Source organism: Paenibacillus sp. UNC217MF, assembly GCF_000686865.1.
GTDB lineage: Bacteria > Bacillota > Bacilli > Paenibacillales > Paenibacillaceae > Paenibacillus_B > Paenibacillus_B suaedae.
On record NZ_JMLT01000020.1, the window covers coordinates 82,560 to 100,465 of the forward strand.

Sequence of the window (17,906 nt, forward strand, 5' to 3'; positions counted from 1 at the left end):
ACAGTCTTGCCTGTTCGTCATTCCCGTAGTCCAAAAATTTACGGTTCTTGGGTAGAAACTTCCGGCCATATTCCCGGAATTATACGAGAAACAATATTCGTTTATCCATCTTGTGCCTACAGTTTAACAAGGCTTAACATAGCGTGTCAACAATAAAATGCGAATAATAAATAATAAATAATAGTTAATGTTCGTTTATTGGCGATTTTCACATTGTTAGCATCATTAAATATTCAGAATCCTTGATTAATTCCGACCTATGATTGGATTTATGATTAATTTAATGATTAGTTCAATGATTCAATTGATAATTCAATTTATAATTCGTATATCATTCAACTAAAAAGGCCAACAGCAGGATACACTCCTACTGTTGGCTTCTCTCTCGTATACTTATTATACTTTGCTTTCATAATGCTATCATTCACTGATGCTTACACTATATGCTTTCACCTATGTTTTCATATGCTAACAATGATACTCACTCACATTGATACGTTCACATTCAACTTCACTTTTCGCCTTACTTTTCCTATTTCGAGATCAACATGATCATATACCTCTTGCTTGCCTACTTGCCTCTACAAGATCATGTACGACCAGCAGGCCAATGCATCATTTAATGACCAATACCGGGATCTTTGCATGCTGCACAACATGATGGCTGACACTGCCAAGCACGAATTCCTTCAACCCGCTCAAGCCGCGGCTTCCGATAATAACAAGATCCGCATTGAACTCATCTGCCTCATCAATAATTGCTTGACCAGGAGGGCCTTGCTGAAGGACAACCGTCGCTCGTTCGCCAAGCGCTGCAACCTTGCCCTCTGCTTCCTGCTGTAAACGCTCTGCGTATTCGTACAGCTCCTCGTTTGTCTCCGCTGAAGCAGTAGCATAAGCCGTACCAACAAAATATTGCGGGAACTGAAATACATGCACGACGCGTACTTGAGACTGCTCGCTTGCTTCCGCGAGTCCTACCGCGTGCTGTAAAGCCTTGCGGGACGGTTCCGATCCATCATATGCGACAAGAATGCGTTGAAATTTCATAACTCCCACCACACTTCCCCATAATTTACTAGTGCTGTGCTTATTATTTAACCAAACCGCAGCAAAATAAAACCAAACACAAAAATATTCACCAGCAATATAAACGGCACGCCTGCTGTAAAGGTAACATGCTGTGTCTTATGGCGCTTGTTATACATCGCTGTCAACACGCCCAGCGCACCGCCAAGCCAAGCTGACAAGAACAGCTTCCGCTCTGGAATACGGCGGCGATGCCTCTGTGCCCGCTGCTTATCCACAACCATCATTTGATATCCAACTACATTTATGATGAGCAAATAAATGAATACGATCCAAGTCCAATCTTTCATCCTATGTAACAGCCCCTTTCTCTCCCTATTATACAATGAGGCTATTCCAAAAGTATCGTGATTGGTCGCATTCACCGGCTCAGATTCCATACTCAGACGTTCTTTTTACCCGGGTACAGGCAACATTCGCGGATCCTAATGTGCTTCTGCTTCATTCACGCAACATAACCGTTCACGATACCGTTAATGAGTACGAAGGAGTTGAGGCTGCCATATGCAAAAGCTACTTGCCATTTTCACTATCTCATGCATGATGCTTATACTGACAGCTTGCTGCACGAGTGAACAAACGGAGACGAGCGCAAGCTGGCCCTACAACAATATGATCATCTTCCACGGGAATCGATATGTTGGCAGTGATGATCAGGTTCAACAGATCGATAAGCTGTTGGGAGAAATCCAATCATCCTCAAATCGGGAGGAAGACTCAAGTCGAGATAGCTTCTCTAACACTTACCCCGTAGGAACAAAGCTGTATAAAATAAAAGAAATTAATGAAGAAACAGCAATCGCTGTTGAGGTGAAGAAGAACCTCTTTATTAAGGCTGGTAGGAAAGAGAATTAAATACCTTTCAAATCCTCTTTGCTAACGAGCGCCTTGCTTTTCTGATTCTGGTACATCTCCATATTTCCATCTTGGAGCGTCTGGTTCGTTACCTTCATGAAAATCGAGGTATCCTCATTCACGACACGATAGGTTCCATCTTCATTTTGCTTCAAGAACAGAATCGATTGATCACCTTGCTTTAGTGGAGTCGTATCGTCGGAAACTACAATGGCCTCCCGGTCGCGTCCGCCCATCTGTAGTACATTGATCGTACTATTTCTGAGAGAAGCATTCCCTTTGATTACCTCTGATATCTGGAACTCGGATTCTGTCCGGTACGTTTCAGGCGCCCCGCTCCCTGACTTGCGAACTCCGTTCTCCTGCACTACCTGTCCTTCTACGATTGCATCAACAGCGTTGGCGAGTGCTGTATAGTCTCTGTACCCATAAGCCCAACTAGCGTCAATATGCACAACGGGAGTCGATGGATTCGCTTGCGATAAAGCAATCGTCCCGTATTTCTTCTTAACCGTGTCCTTATCAGCAGATGTTGGGGATGTATTGGTTCTAGCAAGCGATCCATCAGACCAGAAGGTAAAAGATTTCATGACCGACGGTTCGCTGTCATTATGTGCAAGGCCCAATGCATGCCCTAATTCATGTGTGGCAACTCCCTCCGTAATAGAAGGGGAATATCGACTTTGGGTTGTGTAGTATTCATTTACCCAAGCACGCGTTTTGGAGGCAATCCCATTCGAATATGTAGTGTAGCAAATTCCATCCCAATCATTATCTTTCGTTGGCGATACCTTCTGATTTCCTGCCCGAAAATCATATTTCGTGCCTGTCCCCATTGTAACACTGCCTGTCCCGCTCCACCGACTTGCTCCTGTATTCCAAATGCCTTTATAGAAGCTATTGGAACCATCATTGTAGAACTGGATAGAGCTTGAGCTGAACTTCCATGGATTCTCAGGAGTCGCTGCCTGAGCAGTTCCCATAAGTGCAAAGACAAGAACCATAGACATAGCCGTACTTAGTAATTTCTTTTTCAACCTTTATTCCTCCCTGCTCATTTTCATACATCATCTTATTTTCCTGTAAAAGATTTCATAGGCGCCGATTCATATATATGTCTCATTCCTGTAAAAATTGCTTTTGCACGAAAATTAATCACGTCATTCAGCGCTTCCATGAGTAAAAATAAAAAAAGCACACCTGCCGCAGCTCATCCGAGCTTGATCAAGTGTGCCTTTTCTTTCTTTATTTCCCTTTACTGTGGACAACGACACCAATCGGAGTCTTCAGCGCTGCTTGGCGCTCTGCCTCTGTCATCCAGCCTAAATCCTTCATACGTTTCAATACAACATGCTGACGCTGGAGGGCCAGCTTCATATTCTTCGACGGGGAATAGCGCTCAGGTGCCTTAAGCAATCCAACGAGAATCGCTGCTTCTGCCTTGTTAACCGTAGGAAGATCGCCATTGACTCGTGTCGTCTTGCCGAAATAATAGCGTGCTGCATTCTCGATGCCATATTGTCCATGTCCGAAATATACTTTATTCAGGTACATTTCCAAAATCTCTTGCTTGCTAAAATTCCACTCCAGATTGGCCGCTATCGCCATCTCCTTCATTTTGCGGGAAAATGTCTTATCATGCGTTAAGAACAAGTTGCGCGCCAGCTGCATCGTAATCGTACTGCCGCCCTGTGCCTTCTGCTGCTTCGTCACATTTATCCAGACTGACCGCGCCAGCCCGATCGGATCAATGCCGGGATGAAGCTTGAAGCGATGATCCTCAATGGCCATCAGTTCCTGCGGTATAAAGGAAGCCATATGCTCCAGTTGAACCAAATGCTGTCCCTTGGCTGTAGTCGCTTCTTGTGCAATCTGCTCACGGAACGTTATGAGCTTGCCTTGATCAATCCAGGCCGTCCCTGTTGCCGCCATCCCTACCCACCCAATAATCGGGGTAAGAATTGCAATGATCAAGCTATATATGACCCAACGCTTCCACTTCATTCGGTGTGGCGTATGGGCAGGTTGTGCTATCGTTTCCGTTTGTTCATGTATCATAGTTGTTTCTTTCTTCGTAGGACGATGAGGCTCATCTTGGGACGCACTCGGTACCTTGCGATGTGCTATTGTTTCCTGAGCAGGCAGAGGCATAAATACCGATGCTTGAACCAGATGTCCTTTTCTTTGTTTTTTCATTCGTAACCGCCTCCCCTTCTTATATGTAAGAGCTATTATTCATTTTGAAACATAACCCCTTACGTACAGTGTATACGTTGACCTCATGCCATGACATCGAATTGACTTGCAGCCAGCTTACAATGATGAAAGAAAAGGTGAAAGTAAAGCAGAAAACGCCTTTTCTATGAATAGAAGACGAGTGAGTCACAAAAAATGTTGTTGGTATATTTTCCTTGTTGCAAATCATGTCGAAAGTATGTTAAATTAAGATTCTGTTGAGCAATCAATATGGCGGTCGTGGCGAAGTGGTTAACGCATCGGATTGTGGCTCCGACACTCGAGGGTTCGATTCCCTTCGATCGCCCCATATCATTTTGCCGATGTGGTGGAATTGGCAGACACGCCGCACTCAAAATGCGGTGCCGAGAGGCTTGCCGGTTCGAGTCCGGCCATCGGTATACGACAAAAAAAGAGTTATCAAATCGCGCTAAGCGATTCGATAACTCTTTTTTTATACACATTCACTTCATTTTTCCATTAGCATTCTATCTCCAGCAAACATATAAACTACGTTTTTATCAGCATCCAATGCAACTGACATTTTTGTCTCCTTATTTTGAATAAAATAGAAATCACGCGCTGATTTATCCCATTTCACTTCAAGTCCCTGAATGTCCATATGGAACAATTTTTTGGCAATCGGCGCAGCTATTTCTTTCACTTCTTTTTCTGTTACTGCCGTGTCTGCTTGTTTTCGCGCAACGTCATATACATACTCTGTCTTTCCTGTTTTTGCTTCGACCGCCAGAGTAATATGATCACCTTTGAGCTTCCATATATCACCTTTAGCGCCAGCATAATAACCAAGCTCTGCTTTCTTCACCTCAAATTCCTGATCGAGAGCTGTTTTCACTGCATCCGCTGCCGTTTTGAGTAATTTCGGTTCTAGCTCGTTCTTGTCTACTTGAATAACGGCTGCTCCAATATAATTTTTATTCTTCGATTGCCCAGGTGGATATTTCATCCAAGAAATCATGAAGTCTTTTCCCTCTAATATATAAAAGGTTTGTGAAACCTTTCCTTTGTCATAGCTTTGAGTGATTTGAACCTCTTTATGAAATGCATAGGCTTTCTTGGCGTACATCCCTTTCAACTTGTTCAGCAGTTCCTTTTGATCATCCTTGCTCACTTTATCAAGCGTTTGAATCCCCTTAATATTGATCAGTTCTCCTGTACTTGGCTTAAAATCTACTTTGTATAATTCGTCTGCCGAAGGAACCGTTGCCAGATCAAATGGATGTTTAAAGGCCTTCTCGAACTTCAACTTTATCTCTTTCCCTGCAAATTGATTCACGGCCTTTTGCAGATTGGCAGCAACCTTTTTATCAACTTGAATACTGCTGCCCGATGCTTGTTCTTGCTTTTTGCCTCCTGCTGCTTCGGCTCCTGCAAAGGTCGGGCCCGCAAGTGTAACGAACATACTGGATACGAGCATCGTTGCTAAAATTGCTTTTTTTAGATTCATATTATCTTCTCCTTTGTATTAAGGTTTAATCTCTTTCTAAATCCTCCAGAAGCATTCTCACTCCAGAAAACATATAAACTACGTTTTTATCGGCATCCAATGCAACGGTCATTTTCGTATCTTTCTTTTGATTGAAGATGAAATCTCCTGCAGAGCCGTCCCATTTTACTTCAAGCCCCTGAATGTCCAAATTGAACAACTTCTTTGCAATTGGCGCGACTATTTCTTTCACTTCTTTTTCCGTAATCTCTTTGTTCGTCATCAATTGTTTTCGCGAAATATCATAAATATATTCGGTTTCCCCTGTCTTTGCGTCCAAAGACAGCGTAATATTACCACCTTTAAGCTTCCATGTACTTTTTTTATTCGTACCTCCAACCCAAGCCTTCGTCACATCAAAATTATGGCCTAAAGCCGTTTTTACTGCCTCAGCTGCCTTTTCCAGGAGCTTTGGATCAAGCTCGCTCTTGGCAACTTCGATTTGGGCTCCAACATGAATCTTTGTCGGCCATCCCGGATAATTTTTCATTAGTATGGCAGAGAATCCTTTCCCGTTTAACGCATACATGCTAAAAGGTGTCTTTGCTTCTACATCGTTAAGATCGACATGAACTTCTTTATCAAATGAATAGTCTTTCTTTGGGTATAATCCTTTTAACACTTTAAGGACTTCGCTCAGATCCTCCTTACTGATTTTATCGATGCTTTGATAGCCTCTAACCGTAATAATTTCTCCAGTTTTTTCCTTGAAGTTCACACTATATTTTCCATCTACCGACTTAACCTGCACCAGATCGCTGATAGGTTGGGAAGCGTCCTGCAAATTCAGCTTAATTTCTTTGCCCGCAAATTGTTTTACTGCCTTCTCCAGCTTGGCAGCCAGCTTCTGATCGATTTGAATCGTCTTACTATTCGATTGCTGCTGTTCGTACTGTTGCGCTGTCCCGGCACCCGCAGGAATCGGCCCTGCCAAGGTAACCAACATACTGGATACGAGCAAGGATGCTAGAGCTGCTTTCTTCAAATTCATACTAAACCCCTCCTATGTTTCACCCTACTTTTGAAGTTTTTGAACGTTTTTTATCAGTAAAATGGTGATCACCTACAATGTATAACAATTTCACTCCTCTCATTTGTGACATCATCTCTACTATTCTGAATGAAAATGGTTTCAAATAAAAAAATCCACCGACGCAAAGAAGCCAGTGGATTATTCGATACGGAGTCAAAATATAATGAATATGGTTCGTTTGCAGACGCTTATTGGGGTTTCACTTCCAAATCCGCTGCATACCTAATGATCCCAGGAGCAGCAGCTCTTCCGACTCGAATGTACACGACCTTTTTATTTGCATCCAATGCCGCTCTTACATTCATGCCATTTTTCTTGGTGAAAGCAAAATCCCTTTCTGTTCCATCCCATTTCACGCTATATCCATTCATGTCGATATTAAATACTTTCTTCACTATTGGGGCGACCGCTTCTCTCGCCTCTTTTTCGGAAATGCCTTTATTTTCGCGTACTTGTTTTCCAAGCTCATTGTAGATACTATTGATTTTCCCTGTATTGGGATCTGCATAAATCGTAACTTTGCCATCATGGAACACCCATGTTATATTGGGTTTATTCTTTGAGATAATTGGCGATAAATCGACGCGAAGCTGAGCAGTCGTCATTTCAAACTTATTTGTAGAAACAGTTTGAGCAGCATCAACAACTGTTTTCAGCAGTTTCGGATCAAGCTCTTTCTTATCAAAGTCAATCGTGATATGACCGATATGTTCTGGTATGCCATCTAATTTGTGTAAGGAAGCGGAGAAATCCTTTCCTTTCAATTCGTACGTCTTCTCCTCTCTAACCTCTGCTTTTGACGTTTTTGAGAGTTTCTCATCCGTAAATTGGTGAATCACCTCAACTTCATTATCAAATGCATACTTCTTCTTTGGATATATCGCTTTCAACCACTTTAATACGTCTTCCTGTTCCTGCTTGCTGATTTGGTCAATAGTAGCGGTTTTGCCGCTTACCGTCCAGATAACCCCTGTATCATAATCAAATTGTAATGAATATTTACCATCTACAGATCGCACTTCTGTTATTTTAGATGCATTCTTATTATTGAAATCGAGCTTACCTACCTTTTGCAATTGCACGTCTTCTCCGGCAAATAATTTTACCGCTTGATTCAGCTTTTCCGTCCACTTCGGATCTATTTGAATTGTCCAGCGATCCAATTGCTGCTCTTGCGCAGCCCCTGCTCCTGCAGGAATTGGATCTGCCACGGCAACCAACATACTGGATACAAGCATTGATGCTAGAATTGCTTTTTTGATATTCATTTTATTTCCCCCTATGTATGATTGTATGGATATTTATCTCTCAAATTACGCTATGCAATTCAATAACTCTTTCATATTCAAACCTTCCCTATTCAGAACCCACTTAATGCTCTGACACCTGATGTTAAGAACACTATGTTCTTATTGGCGTCCAGTGCTACTCTCAATACGGGTTGTTTGTCTTTAATGAAGTAGTAATTTTTAAAGGTGCTGTCCCACTTCACTTCTAAATCCGCAATGTCCATATTGAATAATTCCTTAGCAAGCGGAGCAACCGCTTCTTTGGCATCCTTTTCCGTAATCCCCTTGTTGGTCGTTACCGTTTTACGTGTTTTATGAAATACGTTAGTGACCTTTCCCTCCTCCATTTCAAGCGATATGTCCTTATCTTCAAGTGTCCATGTAAAGCGTCTTAGGTCAGCGGATGTAACTTCCAAATCATGATTGAATACTGTTTTTATTGCTCCGATTGCCGTTTCCAACAACTTCGGGTCGAGCTCTTCCTTGGTGAAGTTTATTGTAAACGCACTAACTGCATCTTTCGGCATTTTAGCAGTATTCTCTTTGAAGAAATATACCTCAAAGTCCTTCCCTGTCAGCTTATACGACAAACTTACACCTAGCTTTTCTTTATCACCATCATACCCTCGCTGCATAATCACTTCTTTAGCATAGACATATGTTTTATTGGCATATGCCCCTTTCAACACTTTCAGGACTTTCGCCTGATCCTCTTTACTAATTTTATCAATTGTGACCTTTTCTTCAATCTGCCATATCCGACCATTTCCAACATTAAAGCAGATAGCGTATTTTCCGTCTACGGATTCAACCTTTGCACCATCATGAGAGGATTCTATCTTCTCGCCGACACTCTTCAGCTTAATCTCTTTCCCTGCATATTGTTTGATTGCTTTTTGCAGCTTGGCGGCCAGCTTCTGATCGATTTGAACCTTCTTGTTATCTGTTTGCTTTTGCTCTTGTGCAGCCGCGGCGCCTGTTGGAATCGGGCCTGCCACAGTAACCAACATACTGGCTACGATCATAGATGCTAGAATTGCTTTTTTTAGATTCATAGTAATCCTCCTATGTATTAATACATGAGTACTCTCTTCATGCCAACATTGAACAATTAGATTCAACTTAATTCGCTTATTGCTCCTACTTGGTTTCCCGCAATTGGTCTATTATTTCTTGCCCCTTGATTTGAAGCTCGGCAACCGCATTGTCCAGCGATTTCTCTTGGTTAATTAAGGATTTCAGCGCATCCGACAATAACGAATCGAATTCAGCTTGGAACCCTGGTGGAATACTTTTTTTATCTGACACACTGCTAGCTTCCATTGGCTTCAGGAGGTAAAAAGCCTCCGTGTCCCGCCCCCTAAAATCCTTGAAATAGTCTGATCGCGTAGGCAGCGTATCGTTCATTGCCTTCCCAGCAACTTGCGCCATTTCCGGCCCGTTCACGAATTTGACGAACTCCCAAGCTGCCCGCTTGTTCGGAGAATCCGCAGATATGGCATAGATCTCTGACAATTTCACGTAAGCCGATTCATCGGGCTTAGCAGGATTAACAGGCGCGGCCGCGATGCCCCAGTCGATCTCCGGTGTCTTTGAGTAGTAGGGAATATCCCGTAAAAAGGACGCAAACCATGGCGCTTGGATCGTCATGGCCGCTTGACCCATGTAGAATAACTCGTTTGATCGGCTGTACTGTTTCAAGTAGTCTCTATGTTTCTCAAAGTCAGTATCATCGTATCCATCAAGTACTTCTCCTTCCTCCATTGGTGGAGGAGCATAGGCTGCATGATTGCGGACGGCATCCGCCGTCATCTTCATTGCTTCCTTCCAACCATCCGAATCGATCAACAGCTTGCCTGACTTCGCATCAACGAGCTTAAGTGCCGATGCAGCGGCGATATCATACATCAAACTTGCCGGCCCTCTCGTTTGATACAATCCAAAAACTTGCTTCTTTCCTGATTCGACGCTCGAAAATCTCGCTGCCAGATCAATAAGCTCCTTCCACGTCATTTTCCCGTTTGGCGGCTCGATTTGATGCTTCTTGAACAAGTTGCGATTATAATAGATGACATTCGTTTCGAAGGAAGGAGTGAGCCCGTACAGCTTCCCATTCCCTTTTGCACGCAGCCTGTCGATAAGACCAGGCATGAATCCGTCCAAATTGTATTGATCCTGGCTGATGGCCGGCTCTATATCATACAACCTTCCTTCTTGAGCGAAGGCCTCAAACATGCTTTCATTCAAAAACAGCACATCCGGCTTAACTTTATCGAGCAGCTTTTTCTTTTCCTCAGTCAAATTGAATGCCTCGTTTTTTTCGGCTTCGTCAAACAATTCTGCTTCACTGATAACCTCAATATCGATGTCGGGGTTCATCATCTTAAAGAAGTTCCCATAGTCACTATAAAACCGATCTTCATCTTGATAGACAACCCTGATCTTCCCTTTACCGTCTTTTAATGGCGCTAGCTCTAACCGTTCTCCGAAGCAGCCGCTTAAGAGAGACATGATCGTCAGCAGCATAATTACGGTCTTCCCACTCTTTAACACGTTTCTACACTCCCTATTTCCCTTTATCCTTGTTTGCAGATTCTCGCACTTTTAAGAGCAGTTCCTGCGCTTTTACCTCCAACGCGGCAGCTGCTTCATCAACTGACTTCTCGTTCGCAACTACGGCCAACAGCTCCTCACGAAGCGGTTTATAAAATAATCTGAGGAACTCGAATGGAAGACTTTCATAAAGGCTGCTCTCCTGCCTGATCTTCGGTATATAAAATGCATCCGTACTCCTGCCCTTTATATCCTTCATATAACCGTTACGTGAAGGAAGCTTACCTTCCAATGTCCTCGAACGGGCCTGCGCCATCTCCGGGCCATTCACAAATTTGACGAATTCCCAAGCCGCCCGCTTGTTGACTGAGTCGGCCGCAATTGCGTAGATGGGAGAAAAGGTAATGGATGAAGAATCCATTGCAGGATCTACCGGAGCCGTAACTACATTCCAATCTTGCTTGGTCAATACAAGCTCCCTAGTTTTGTAAGCGCTGCCTATCCCCATAGCAACTTGATCTCTAAGTTCTTGTGTGTAAATTTGGCCTTCAGGATGCAAAAATAAAGATTTGCTGCGTACAGCATCCGTTACCTGCTTGATGGCTTTTTTCCAGCCATCTGAGTTCAGAAGCACCTTCTCTCCCTTCGGGTCGAGCAGCTTCAATCCGGAGGAATCGGCAATTTTGTACAAAGTGGATCCTATATCCCCATGCCATTCATAGAACCCGTACACCTTATTGTCTCCGCTTCCGATATTGGCAAATCTCGCTGACAAATCAAACATTTCCTGCCAGGTCATATTGTTCTTCGGCGGTTCGATTTGATGCTCCTTGAACAACGCTGCGTTATAGTACAAAACTTCCCTATCCACATAAGGAGCAAGCCCATATAGCTTGCCGTTGCCTAAGCTTTTAATTCTGTCGATCAGCCCTGGCAAAAAGCCCTTCATATCATAGTCGTCCTGCCGGATCATTTCTTCCAATTCGTATAACCTGCCAGCTTCAGCAAATGATTGAAACGTTTTCGCATCACCCAGCTTTATTACGTCTGCACCGGAGTTCTCCAACAGCTTTTTTATTTCCGTATCCCAATCCTCTGCACGAATCGTTTTCCCTAGATTTTGAAGCACCTGAGTCTCGGGGATAACCTCGACCTCAATCTGCGGATATTTCATATGAAAATACTTCCCGTAGTCGTGGTAAAAGGCTTCCTCATCCTGATAGATCACCTTGATTTTGCTTGCTTGCAAGGGCTCCAACACTTCCTTCTTGCCAAAGCAGCCGCTCATTAAGGAAACGATAGTTAGCAGCAAGATCACAATTTTCCATCTATTATGCATAGTTCTAGCTCCCTTTTTATTCAAGCACAGTTTGCAATTGACCCTAACATCTAATTCCCCACCATTAACCCTGGGCCATTTGATACGATATACACGGGTTTCTTATCAGCATCTAACGCTGCTTTCAATACCGCTTTTTTGTCTTTAATGAAGTAATAATCTTTAAATTTGTTGTCCCACTTCGCTTCCAATCCCGAAATATCGATATTGAATAATTCCTTGGCAAGCGGAGCGACCACTTCCTTTGCATCTTTTTCCGTAATCTCTTGGTTGGTCGTTACCTTTTTTCTTTTTTTATGAGATACATTCAAGACCTTTCCTTCTTTTTTGTCTAGCTCAAGCGATACATCGTTATCCTTAAGTAATAACATTTGAACCTTATCCCCATTAGAATGAAGTTGGGCATCTGTTATTTCAAAATCATGATCAAATGCCGTCTTTATCGCTTTTGCTGCCATTTCCAACGATTTCGAATCGAGATCCTCCTTGGCAAGCTTTATTGCAACTCTACTAACAAAACCTGGCCCCCCATATATCGCCCAACTTGCTTCAAAGTCCTTCCCTGTCAACTGATACAAAGAATAGTCATCTTTTAGTTTTTCTTTTTTCCCATCATACAGCCGATGCAGAATCACTTCTTTATCAAGAACGTACGTTTTCTTTGCGTATGCCCCTTTCAGCGCTTTTAGGACCTTCTCCTGAGCCTCTTTGCTGATTTTATCGAGTGGAATCATTCCGTCCAACGACCATACTTCACCTTTTTTATAATTAAAGTAGACGACGTACTTTCCATCTACCGATGTAACCTTCGCCTCTGAATCATTTATAGATTCGGCAGCCTCCTGCAGCTTAATCTCTTTCCCCGCAAATTGCTTTACCGCTTTCTGCAGCTTGGCAGCCATCGTTTTGTCAATCTGAAGCTTCTTATTATCCGCTTGCTTCTGCCCTTGCGCAGCCTCGGCTCCAACAGGAATTGGCGCCGCCACGGCAACTAACATACTCGATACGATCATAGACGCTAGAATTGCTTTTTTCATGTTCATTTTATTTCCTCCTTTAATGGAACACTTGATAGCTATAATGCTAATGAATGGAATAGAACTTAACCACGAAACTTTATATGAATAAAAATTAAGAGAACATTAATGTTTGGACAGAAGTAACGGAGCATATTAAAAAAAGCACCCTTTCGGATGCTTCAAATGGATGATTTTCACTTACCTTTTTGCATTATTCTTCATCTAGTCTGCTTGCAACAGGGTCTTCCCCTCCAAAAAGTGCATTTGCCCCGGATTTAAGGTACACTACCTTTTTATTGGCATCTAATGCCACTCTTACTCTGGTTTCTTGATCTTTAACGAAGCAGTAGTCTTGATATAAGCTATCCCACTTTACTTCGTATCCCGTTATATCGATACTGAATAATTCCTTGGCGAGCGGAGCGGCCACCTCTTTTGCCTCTTTTGCCGTAATCGTCTGGCTCGTCGTCACCTTTTTGCGCGTATTATGGAATAAGTTAGTTGCCTTCCCGCTCTGTTCATCTACGTAAAGAGTAGAGCTGCCGTCCTTTAATTCCCATGCGTTTTTTTTAGTATTACTAACAAGATAAGCCTCTGTTATGTTAAATTGATGATCTAACGCCGTTTTCACCGATTCCTCCGCCGTTGTCAACAGCTTCGCTTCAAGCTCTTCCTTAGCAAATTCGATCCGGGCTTGATTAATATAATCTTTTAGATCCGGATCATTTTTAACGAGTGATGCATTAAAATCTTTCCCCTTCAAATAGTAAGTAGAATTTTGGCTGAACTGTTCCTTTTTATCTTCATAGTAACGTTCCAGGAGCACTTCTTTATCAAAAGCATATGTTTTCCCCGAATACATTTTTTTCAACAATTTCAGAACATCGTCCTGATCCTTTTTGCTGATTTTGTCGATCGTTGTTTTTCCGGTCAACGTCCATACTTGTCCTGTTTTATGATCAAAAAATAGTTGATAGACCCCGTCTACGGATTGAACCCTCGCCATCGTGTCAGTCGAACGAACTAGTTCGCCAACATTTTGCAGCTTGACATCTTTGCCGGCAAATTTTTGTACAGCCTTTTGCAGCTTGGCAGCAACCTTTTTATCAATTTGAACACTGCTGCTTGATGCTTGCTCTTGTTTCTTTCCTCCTGCTGCTTCGGCTCCTACAAAAGTCGGGCCCGCCAGCGTAACCAACAAACTGGATACGATCATGGATGCTACAACTGCTTTTTTCAAATTCATACTAAACCCTCCAATGTTTTATATTCTCATGGTGTACCACTGGTATATTCACCTACAATATATAACAATATCAATTCGCTCATTTGTGACATCATCTCTACTATTCTTTCCATAGAAGTGTGCTTTGCAGCGGGCTGTTCCGATATTCCGGTTTTAACTTTTGTCTTGCCTCATCAGCAGTCTTATAAATATATCCTTTCTGGGCAGGAGATGCTTTCGAAGCACTTATATATTGTCTCCTATGCGAATATCCAAATGTAAAAGAGTTATCAAATTGCGCCATGCAATTCAATAACTCTTTAATGTCCAAACTCGCCCTATTCAGAATCCGTATAATGCTCCGACACCAGCTATTATGGACACTACGTTCTTATTAGCGTCCAGTGCTGCCCTCAGAACCGGTTTTTTGTCTTTGAAGAAGTAGTAATTTTCATATTCGCTGACCCACTTCACTTCCAATTGCGCAATATCCATATTGAATAATTCCTTGGCAAGCGGTGCAACCACGTCTTTAGCCTCTTTTTCCGTAATTTCTTTATTAGTCGTTACCGCTTTACGCGTTTTATGAGATACCTTAGTGAGTTCTCCCCTCTCCATCTCGACCAATACATCTTTATCCTCAAGCATCCATCTAATGCCATTAGTTAGCTGAGCGTTTGTAACCATCAAATCATGATTGAATGCCGTTTTTGTCGCTTTTACTGCCGTTTCCAGGAGCTTCGGATCGAGCTCTTCCTTGGTAAACTGTATCTTAAAACCACCAACAGTACCTTTTAGCTCTTTAGCGGAATTTTCCTTTGCAAAGGAAACATCAAAATCTTTCCCTGTCAACGTATACGACAAATTCGCACCTAGTTTTTCTTTTTCGCCATCATAGCCTCGCTGCATGATCACTTCTTTGTTAAAGGCATATGTTTTATTTGCATATGCTTTTTTTAACACTGTCAAGATTTTCTCCTGATCCTCTTTACTGATTTTATCGATTGTGACCTTTTCATCAATCTCCCATATTTTACCGTTATCAATGATAAAGCGGATAGCATATTTTCCGTCTACGGAATCAACCTTGGCACTTGGAGAGAATTCTATCTTCTCACCGAAATTCTTCAGCTTGATCTCTTTCCCTGCATATATTTTGATAGCTTTTTGCAGCTTGGCGGACAGCTTCTGGTCGATTTGAACCTTCTTATTATCCGCTTGCTTCTGCTCTTGCGCAGCCGCGGCCCCTGCAGGAATCGGGCCTGCCACGGCAACTAACATACTCGATACGATCATAGACGCTAGAATTGCTTTTTTTATATTCATAGTTAACCTCCTAGGTATTCCTTCTGTTTATTAAGCATCTAACGAAAATTAGAATTTATGTATTTCATTTGAGCCTGTATATTTAGTCCGATAACGTCTAATGCCCCCCCAATAATGCTGTGCCACCCGATATGAGGTACACCACGTTCTTATCGGCATCCAATGCTGCCCTCAATACCATTTCTTTGCCTTTAACGAAGCAATAATCTTTAAATAGGTTGTCCCACTTTACTTCTAATCCCGAAATGTCGATATTGAATAATTCCTTGGCAAGCGGAGCGACCACTGCCTTTGCATCTTTTGTCGTAATCTCTTGGTCGGTCATTACCTTTTTTCTTGTATGATGAAATACATTCAAGACCTTTCCCTTTTTTGCTTCCATCTCAAGTGATACATCATTATCCTTAAGTGACAACATATGATAGTTGTCTCCGTTAGAACTAAGAGACCCCTCTGTTACATTCAAATCATGATCGAAAGCCGCATTTATCGCCTTTGCTGCCGTTTCCAGCGACTTTGAATCGAGCTCTTCCTTGGCTAACTTTATCGAAAGACTGACATACTCTACTGGCGTCTCTCCCCGCTTATCCTTGGACAGAAGTGCTTCAAAATCTTTCCCTGTCAATTCATACGATAAATAATGATCTTGCAGTTTTCCTTTTTTATCGTCATAGCGCCTCTTCATGACCGCTTCTCTATCAAAGACGTATGTTTTCTTTGCGTATGCTCCTTTCAGCATTTTCAGGGCCTTTTCCTGATCCTGTTTGCTGATTGTATCAATTGGAATCGTTCCATTGATCTCCCATACTTCTCCTTTTTGATAATCGAAGTGGACTGCGTACTTTCCATCTGTCGATGTAACCTTTGCATTTGTAGCAAATGTAGTCTCGGCAGCCTCCTGTAACTTTATCTCTTTCCCTGCAAATTGCTTTACCGCTTTTTGCAGCTTGGCGGCCAGCTTCTGATCGATATGAACCTTCTTATTATCCGTTTGCTTATGCTCTTGCGCAGCCGCGGCCCCTGCAGGAATCGGGCCTGCCACGGCAACCAACATACTGGATACGATCATGGATGCTAGAATTGCTGTTTTAATGTTCATTTGTTCTATTTCCTCCTATGTTTCATTTTGAACCCTCTTTTTATGCTAACATTGAACATGTAATACTCAACTTAACATTCAATGAATAAGTTTTAAGAATAAAATCAGAAATGAAATGTGAACGACCAACTCCGTAATGCCAGTTTGCAAATGAAAACTGATACTGTTTGTTACATCTTCCTTCTCTGCTTCCATACAAAAAAAGAGTTATCAAATTGCACCAGGCATTCGATAACTTTTTTATTTCATCCATAACTATGAATATTTTCTTATTTTCCTTTTCTCGCTCAGCATCTAATTTCTCTTCCAATCCCTTCTGCATAGAATTGAGTACTTCCTCAACTGAATTTTTATGCTGTACGATTTCCTTCACCGCATTAGTCATTGCATAGCGGATAGGAAGAGACAAAACAGAAATGATGCTCTGCGCATTTAACCTCGACATCTCGGTGCATACATAGGGAATACGCTTACAATTAACTTCATTCCCATAAGCAAATAAAAGCATCAATATTAGGATTTCAAAACTTTTAATGGGTGAACATGAAGATGTATGGGAAAGAATTATGAACTTGGAGTGTATAAGGTGTGGATGGTTGTTAAATTACCTAAAGTGTAAGTGGCACTAATCTGGCCCTCACTGAATAAATATTTTACGATTCAATTATCTTTGAAACTTATCAACGTGTGGATAAGTGAATCATTGCTAGAATGTGTATAACTTCGTAATTTTGCGAAATATCGAATTATTATCGTGTAGTTATCCAACGTTATGAACACGTTTTCAACAGAAATTGTGGATGGGACGGCTTATATATGCGAGATTGTTCACTTTATAAAGTTATCCCTCTGTGCATATTTCTTCAATAACATACCTATTCATCGTTGTGGATAATCTGTGGACAACAAATAACCCACCAACTAAAATAGTTAGTGGGTTATTTCATTTGCTTGGCGACGTCCTACTCTCCCGGGACCCTGCGGTCCAAGTACCATCGGCGCTGGAGGGCTTAACGGTCGTGTTCGGGATGGATACGCGTGGAACCCCTCCGCCATCGCCACCAAACAGCATTGGCTAAAGCCAATATGAAATTCAAGGTTTGAACCTTGAAAACTGAATGCGAAAGTTAGTGCTAGATGTTCATCCGGGGCCCCCGGAAAGTATTCGGTGTTGCTGCAAAGCTTCACTTCACTTTTTGGGGTTTAATCTTTTAGGATAAGCCCTCGACCGATTAGTATTGGTCAGCTCCACACATTGCTGTGCTTCCACCTCCAACCTATCTACCTCGTCGTCTTCAAGGGGTCTTACTAATTGGGAAATCTCATCTTGAGGGGGG

The 17,906-nt window shown here is 42.3% G+C and carries 16 protein-coding genes, 2 tRNA genes, 2 rRNA genes and 1 riboswitch; of the genes, 3 read left to right on the forward strand and 17 right to left on the reverse strand.

Features of this window, described 5'->3' with window-relative positions; all coding sequences use genetic code 11:
* Positions 1-6: 6 nt before the first annotated feature.
* Positions 7-107: riboswitch (purine riboswitch) on the reverse strand.
* Between the two features lie 508 nt (positions 108-615).
* Together BP95_RS0112495 and BP95_RS0112500 are read right to left on the reverse strand one after the other, a co-directional pair.
* On the reverse strand, positions 616-1,050 hold the full coding sequence (locus tag BP95_RS0112495) for a universal stress protein (protein WP_028532349.1): 435 nt from the start codon (positions 1,048-1,050) through the stop codon (positions 616-618).
* A gap of 47 nt (positions 1,051-1,097) precedes the next feature.
* Positions 1,098-1,379, reverse strand: coding sequence for a DUF1294 domain-containing protein (locus tag BP95_RS0112500; RefSeq protein ID WP_021254994.1), 282 nt, complete (start codon positions 1,377-1,379; stop codon positions 1,098-1,100).
* A gap of 214 nt (positions 1,380-1,593) precedes the next feature.
* Between BP95_RS0112500 and BP95_RS30250 the strand changes: the two genes are divergently transcribed.
* The gene (locus BP95_RS30250; RefSeq protein ID WP_051614071.1) at positions 1,594-1,944 is read left to right on the forward strand and encodes a hypothetical protein; all 351 of its coding nucleotides are present in this window, start codon (positions 1,594-1,596) and stop codon (positions 1,942-1,944) included.
* Here BP95_RS30250 and BP95_RS33070 read toward each other — a convergent pair.
* Both BP95_RS33070 and BP95_RS30255 read right to left on the reverse strand, forming a co-directional pair.
* Positions 1,941-2,981 carry a matrixin family metalloprotease gene (locus tag BP95_RS33070; protein ID WP_028532350.1) on the reverse strand — a complete coding sequence of 347 codons (1,041 nt, stop codon included), beginning with the start codon at positions 2,979-2,981 and terminating at the stop codon, positions 1,941-1,943. The two genes, BP95_RS30250 and BP95_RS33070, sit on opposite strands and share 4 nt — an antisense overlap.
* Positions 2,982-3,189: 208 nt before the next feature.
* Positions 3,190-4,140 (reverse strand): transglycosylase domain-containing protein, encoded by a 951-nt coding sequence (locus tag BP95_RS30255; RefSeq protein WP_036667018.1) that lies wholly within the window; start codon positions 4,138-4,140, stop codon positions 3,190-3,192.
* Positions 4,141-4,413: 273 nt separating this feature from the next.
* On the opposite strand from BP95_RS30255, the gene BP95_RS0112520 reads away from it, so the two are divergent.
* Both BP95_RS0112520 and BP95_RS0112525 read left to right on the forward strand, forming a co-directional pair.
* Positions 4,414-4,489: transfer RNA gene (locus BP95_RS0112520), tRNA-His, on the forward strand.
* Between the two features lie 9 nt (positions 4,490-4,498).
* Positions 4,499-4,580, forward strand: a tRNA-Leu gene (locus BP95_RS0112525).
* A gap of 68 nt (positions 4,581-4,648) precedes the next feature.
* Here the strand turns inward: BP95_RS0112525 and BP95_RS0112530 are convergent.
* The 13 genes from BP95_RS0112530 to BP95_RS0112590 all read right to left on the reverse strand — a co-directional run.
* Positions 4,649-5,647, reverse strand: a complete 999-nt coding sequence (locus BP95_RS0112530; RefSeq protein WP_028532351.1) for a hypothetical protein — start codon at positions 5,645-5,647, stop codon at positions 4,649-4,651.
* Between the two features lie 25 nt (positions 5,648-5,672).
* On the reverse strand, positions 5,673-6,677 hold the full coding sequence (locus BP95_RS0112535; RefSeq protein ID WP_021254999.1) for a hypothetical protein: 1,005 nt from the start codon (positions 6,675-6,677) through the stop codon (positions 5,673-5,675).
* A 230-nt stretch (positions 6,678-6,907) separates the two neighbouring features.
* Entirely contained in the window at positions 6,908-7,987 is a 1,080-nt protein-coding gene (locus BP95_RS30260; RefSeq protein ID WP_021255000.1) for a hypothetical protein, read from the reverse strand.
* 92 nt (positions 7,988-8,079) lie between these two features.
* The gene (locus tag BP95_RS0112545) at positions 8,080-9,063 is read right to left on the reverse strand and encodes a hypothetical protein (protein ID WP_028532352.1); all 984 of its coding nucleotides are present in this window, start codon (positions 9,061-9,063) and stop codon (positions 8,080-8,082) included.
* Between the two features lie 85 nt (positions 9,064-9,148).
* A complete protein-coding gene (locus BP95_RS0112550; protein WP_028532353.1) occupies positions 9,149-10,561 on the reverse strand; it encodes an ABC transporter substrate-binding protein in 1,413 nt (470 codons plus the stop codon).
* Between the two features lie 13 nt (positions 10,562-10,574).
* The gene (locus BP95_RS0112555) at positions 10,575-11,900 is read right to left on the reverse strand and encodes an ABC transporter substrate-binding protein (RefSeq protein ID WP_028532354.1); all 1,326 of its coding nucleotides are present in this window, start codon (positions 11,898-11,900) and stop codon (positions 10,575-10,577) included.
* A 50-nt stretch (positions 11,901-11,950) separates the two neighbouring features.
* The gene (locus BP95_RS0112560) at positions 11,951-12,943 is read right to left on the reverse strand and encodes a hypothetical protein (protein WP_028532355.1); all 993 of its coding nucleotides are present in this window, start codon (positions 12,941-12,943) and stop codon (positions 11,951-11,953) included.
* A 187-nt stretch (positions 12,944-13,130) separates the two neighbouring features.
* On the reverse strand, positions 13,131-14,165 hold the full coding sequence (locus tag BP95_RS0112565) for a hypothetical protein (RefSeq protein ID WP_021255006.1): 1,035 nt from the start codon (positions 14,163-14,165) through the stop codon (positions 13,131-13,133).
* A 321-nt stretch (positions 14,166-14,486) separates the two neighbouring features.
* A complete protein-coding gene (locus BP95_RS0112570; RefSeq protein WP_028532356.1) occupies positions 14,487-15,470 on the reverse strand; it encodes a hypothetical protein in 984 nt (327 codons plus the stop codon).
* 97 nt (positions 15,471-15,567) lie between these two features.
* Complete coding sequence (locus BP95_RS0112575) at positions 15,568-16,569, reverse strand: hypothetical protein (RefSeq protein ID WP_021255009.1); 1,002 nt, start codon at positions 16,567-16,569, stop codon at positions 15,568-15,570.
* A 40-nt stretch (positions 16,570-16,609) separates the two neighbouring features.
* Entirely contained in the window at positions 16,610-16,891 is a 282-nt protein-coding gene (locus tag BP95_RS0112580) for a hypothetical protein (RefSeq protein WP_021255010.1), read from the reverse strand.
* Between the two features lie 627 nt (positions 16,892-17,518).
* Positions 17,519-17,635 (reverse strand): 5S ribosomal RNA (gene rrf / locus BP95_RS0112585).
* A gap of 146 nt (positions 17,636-17,781) precedes the next feature.
* A 23S ribosomal RNA gene (locus BP95_RS0112590) occupies positions 17,782-17,906 on the reverse strand; the annotation flags it as partial.

Bases quoted from the DNA above. Each gene is read 5' to 3' on its own strand.
- BP95_RS0112560 (WP_028532355.1), bottom strand. From the start codon at position 12,943: ATGAACATGAAAAAAGCAATTCTAGCGTCTATGATCGTATCGAGTATG.
- BP95_RS0112495 (WP_028532349.1), bottom strand. From the start codon at position 1,050: ATGAAATTTCAACGCATTCTTGTCGCATATGATGGATCGGAACCGTCC.
- BP95_RS0112565 (WP_021255006.1), bottom strand. From the start codon at position 14,165: ATGAATTTGAAAAAAGCAGTTGTAGCATCCATGATCGTATCCAGTTTG.
- BP95_RS0112530 (WP_028532351.1), bottom strand. From the start codon at position 5,647: ATGAATCTAAAAAAAGCAATTTTAGCAACGATGCTCGTATCCAGTATG.
- BP95_RS30250 (WP_051614071.1), top strand. From the start codon at position 1,594: ATGCAAAAGCTACTTGCCATTTTCACTATCTCATGCATGATGCTTATA.
- BP95_RS0112575 (WP_021255009.1), bottom strand. From the start codon at position 16,569: ATGAACATTAAAACAGCAATTCTAGCATCCATGATCGTATCCAGTATG.
- BP95_RS0112500 (WP_021254994.1), bottom strand. From the start codon at position 1,379: ATGAAAGATTGGACTTGGATCGTATTCATTTATTTGCTCATCATAAAT.
- BP95_RS0112555 (WP_028532354.1), bottom strand. From the start codon at position 11,900: ATGCATAATAGATGGAAAATTGTGATCTTGCTGCTAACTATCGTTTCC.
- BP95_RS0112580 (WP_021255010.1), bottom strand. From the start codon at position 16,891: ATGCAGAAGGGATTGGAAGAGAAATTAGATGCTGAGCGAGAAAAGGAA.
- BP95_RS0112545 (WP_028532352.1), bottom strand. From the start codon at position 9,063: ATGAATCTAAAAAAAGCAATTCTAGCATCTATGATCGTAGCCAGTATG.
- BP95_RS0112535 (WP_021254999.1), bottom strand. From the start codon at position 6,677: ATGAATTTGAAGAAAGCAGCTCTAGCATCCTTGCTCGTATCCAGTATG.
- BP95_RS0112570 (WP_028532356.1), bottom strand. From the start codon at position 15,470: ATGAATATAAAAAAAGCAATTCTAGCGTCTATGATCGTATCGAGTATG.
- BP95_RS30255 (WP_036667018.1), bottom strand. From the start codon at position 4,140: ATGAAAAAACAAAGAAAAGGACATCTGGTTCAAGCATCGGTATTTATG.
- BP95_RS30260 (WP_021255000.1), bottom strand. From the start codon at position 7,987: ATGAATATCAAAAAAGCAATTCTAGCATCAATGCTTGTATCCAGTATG.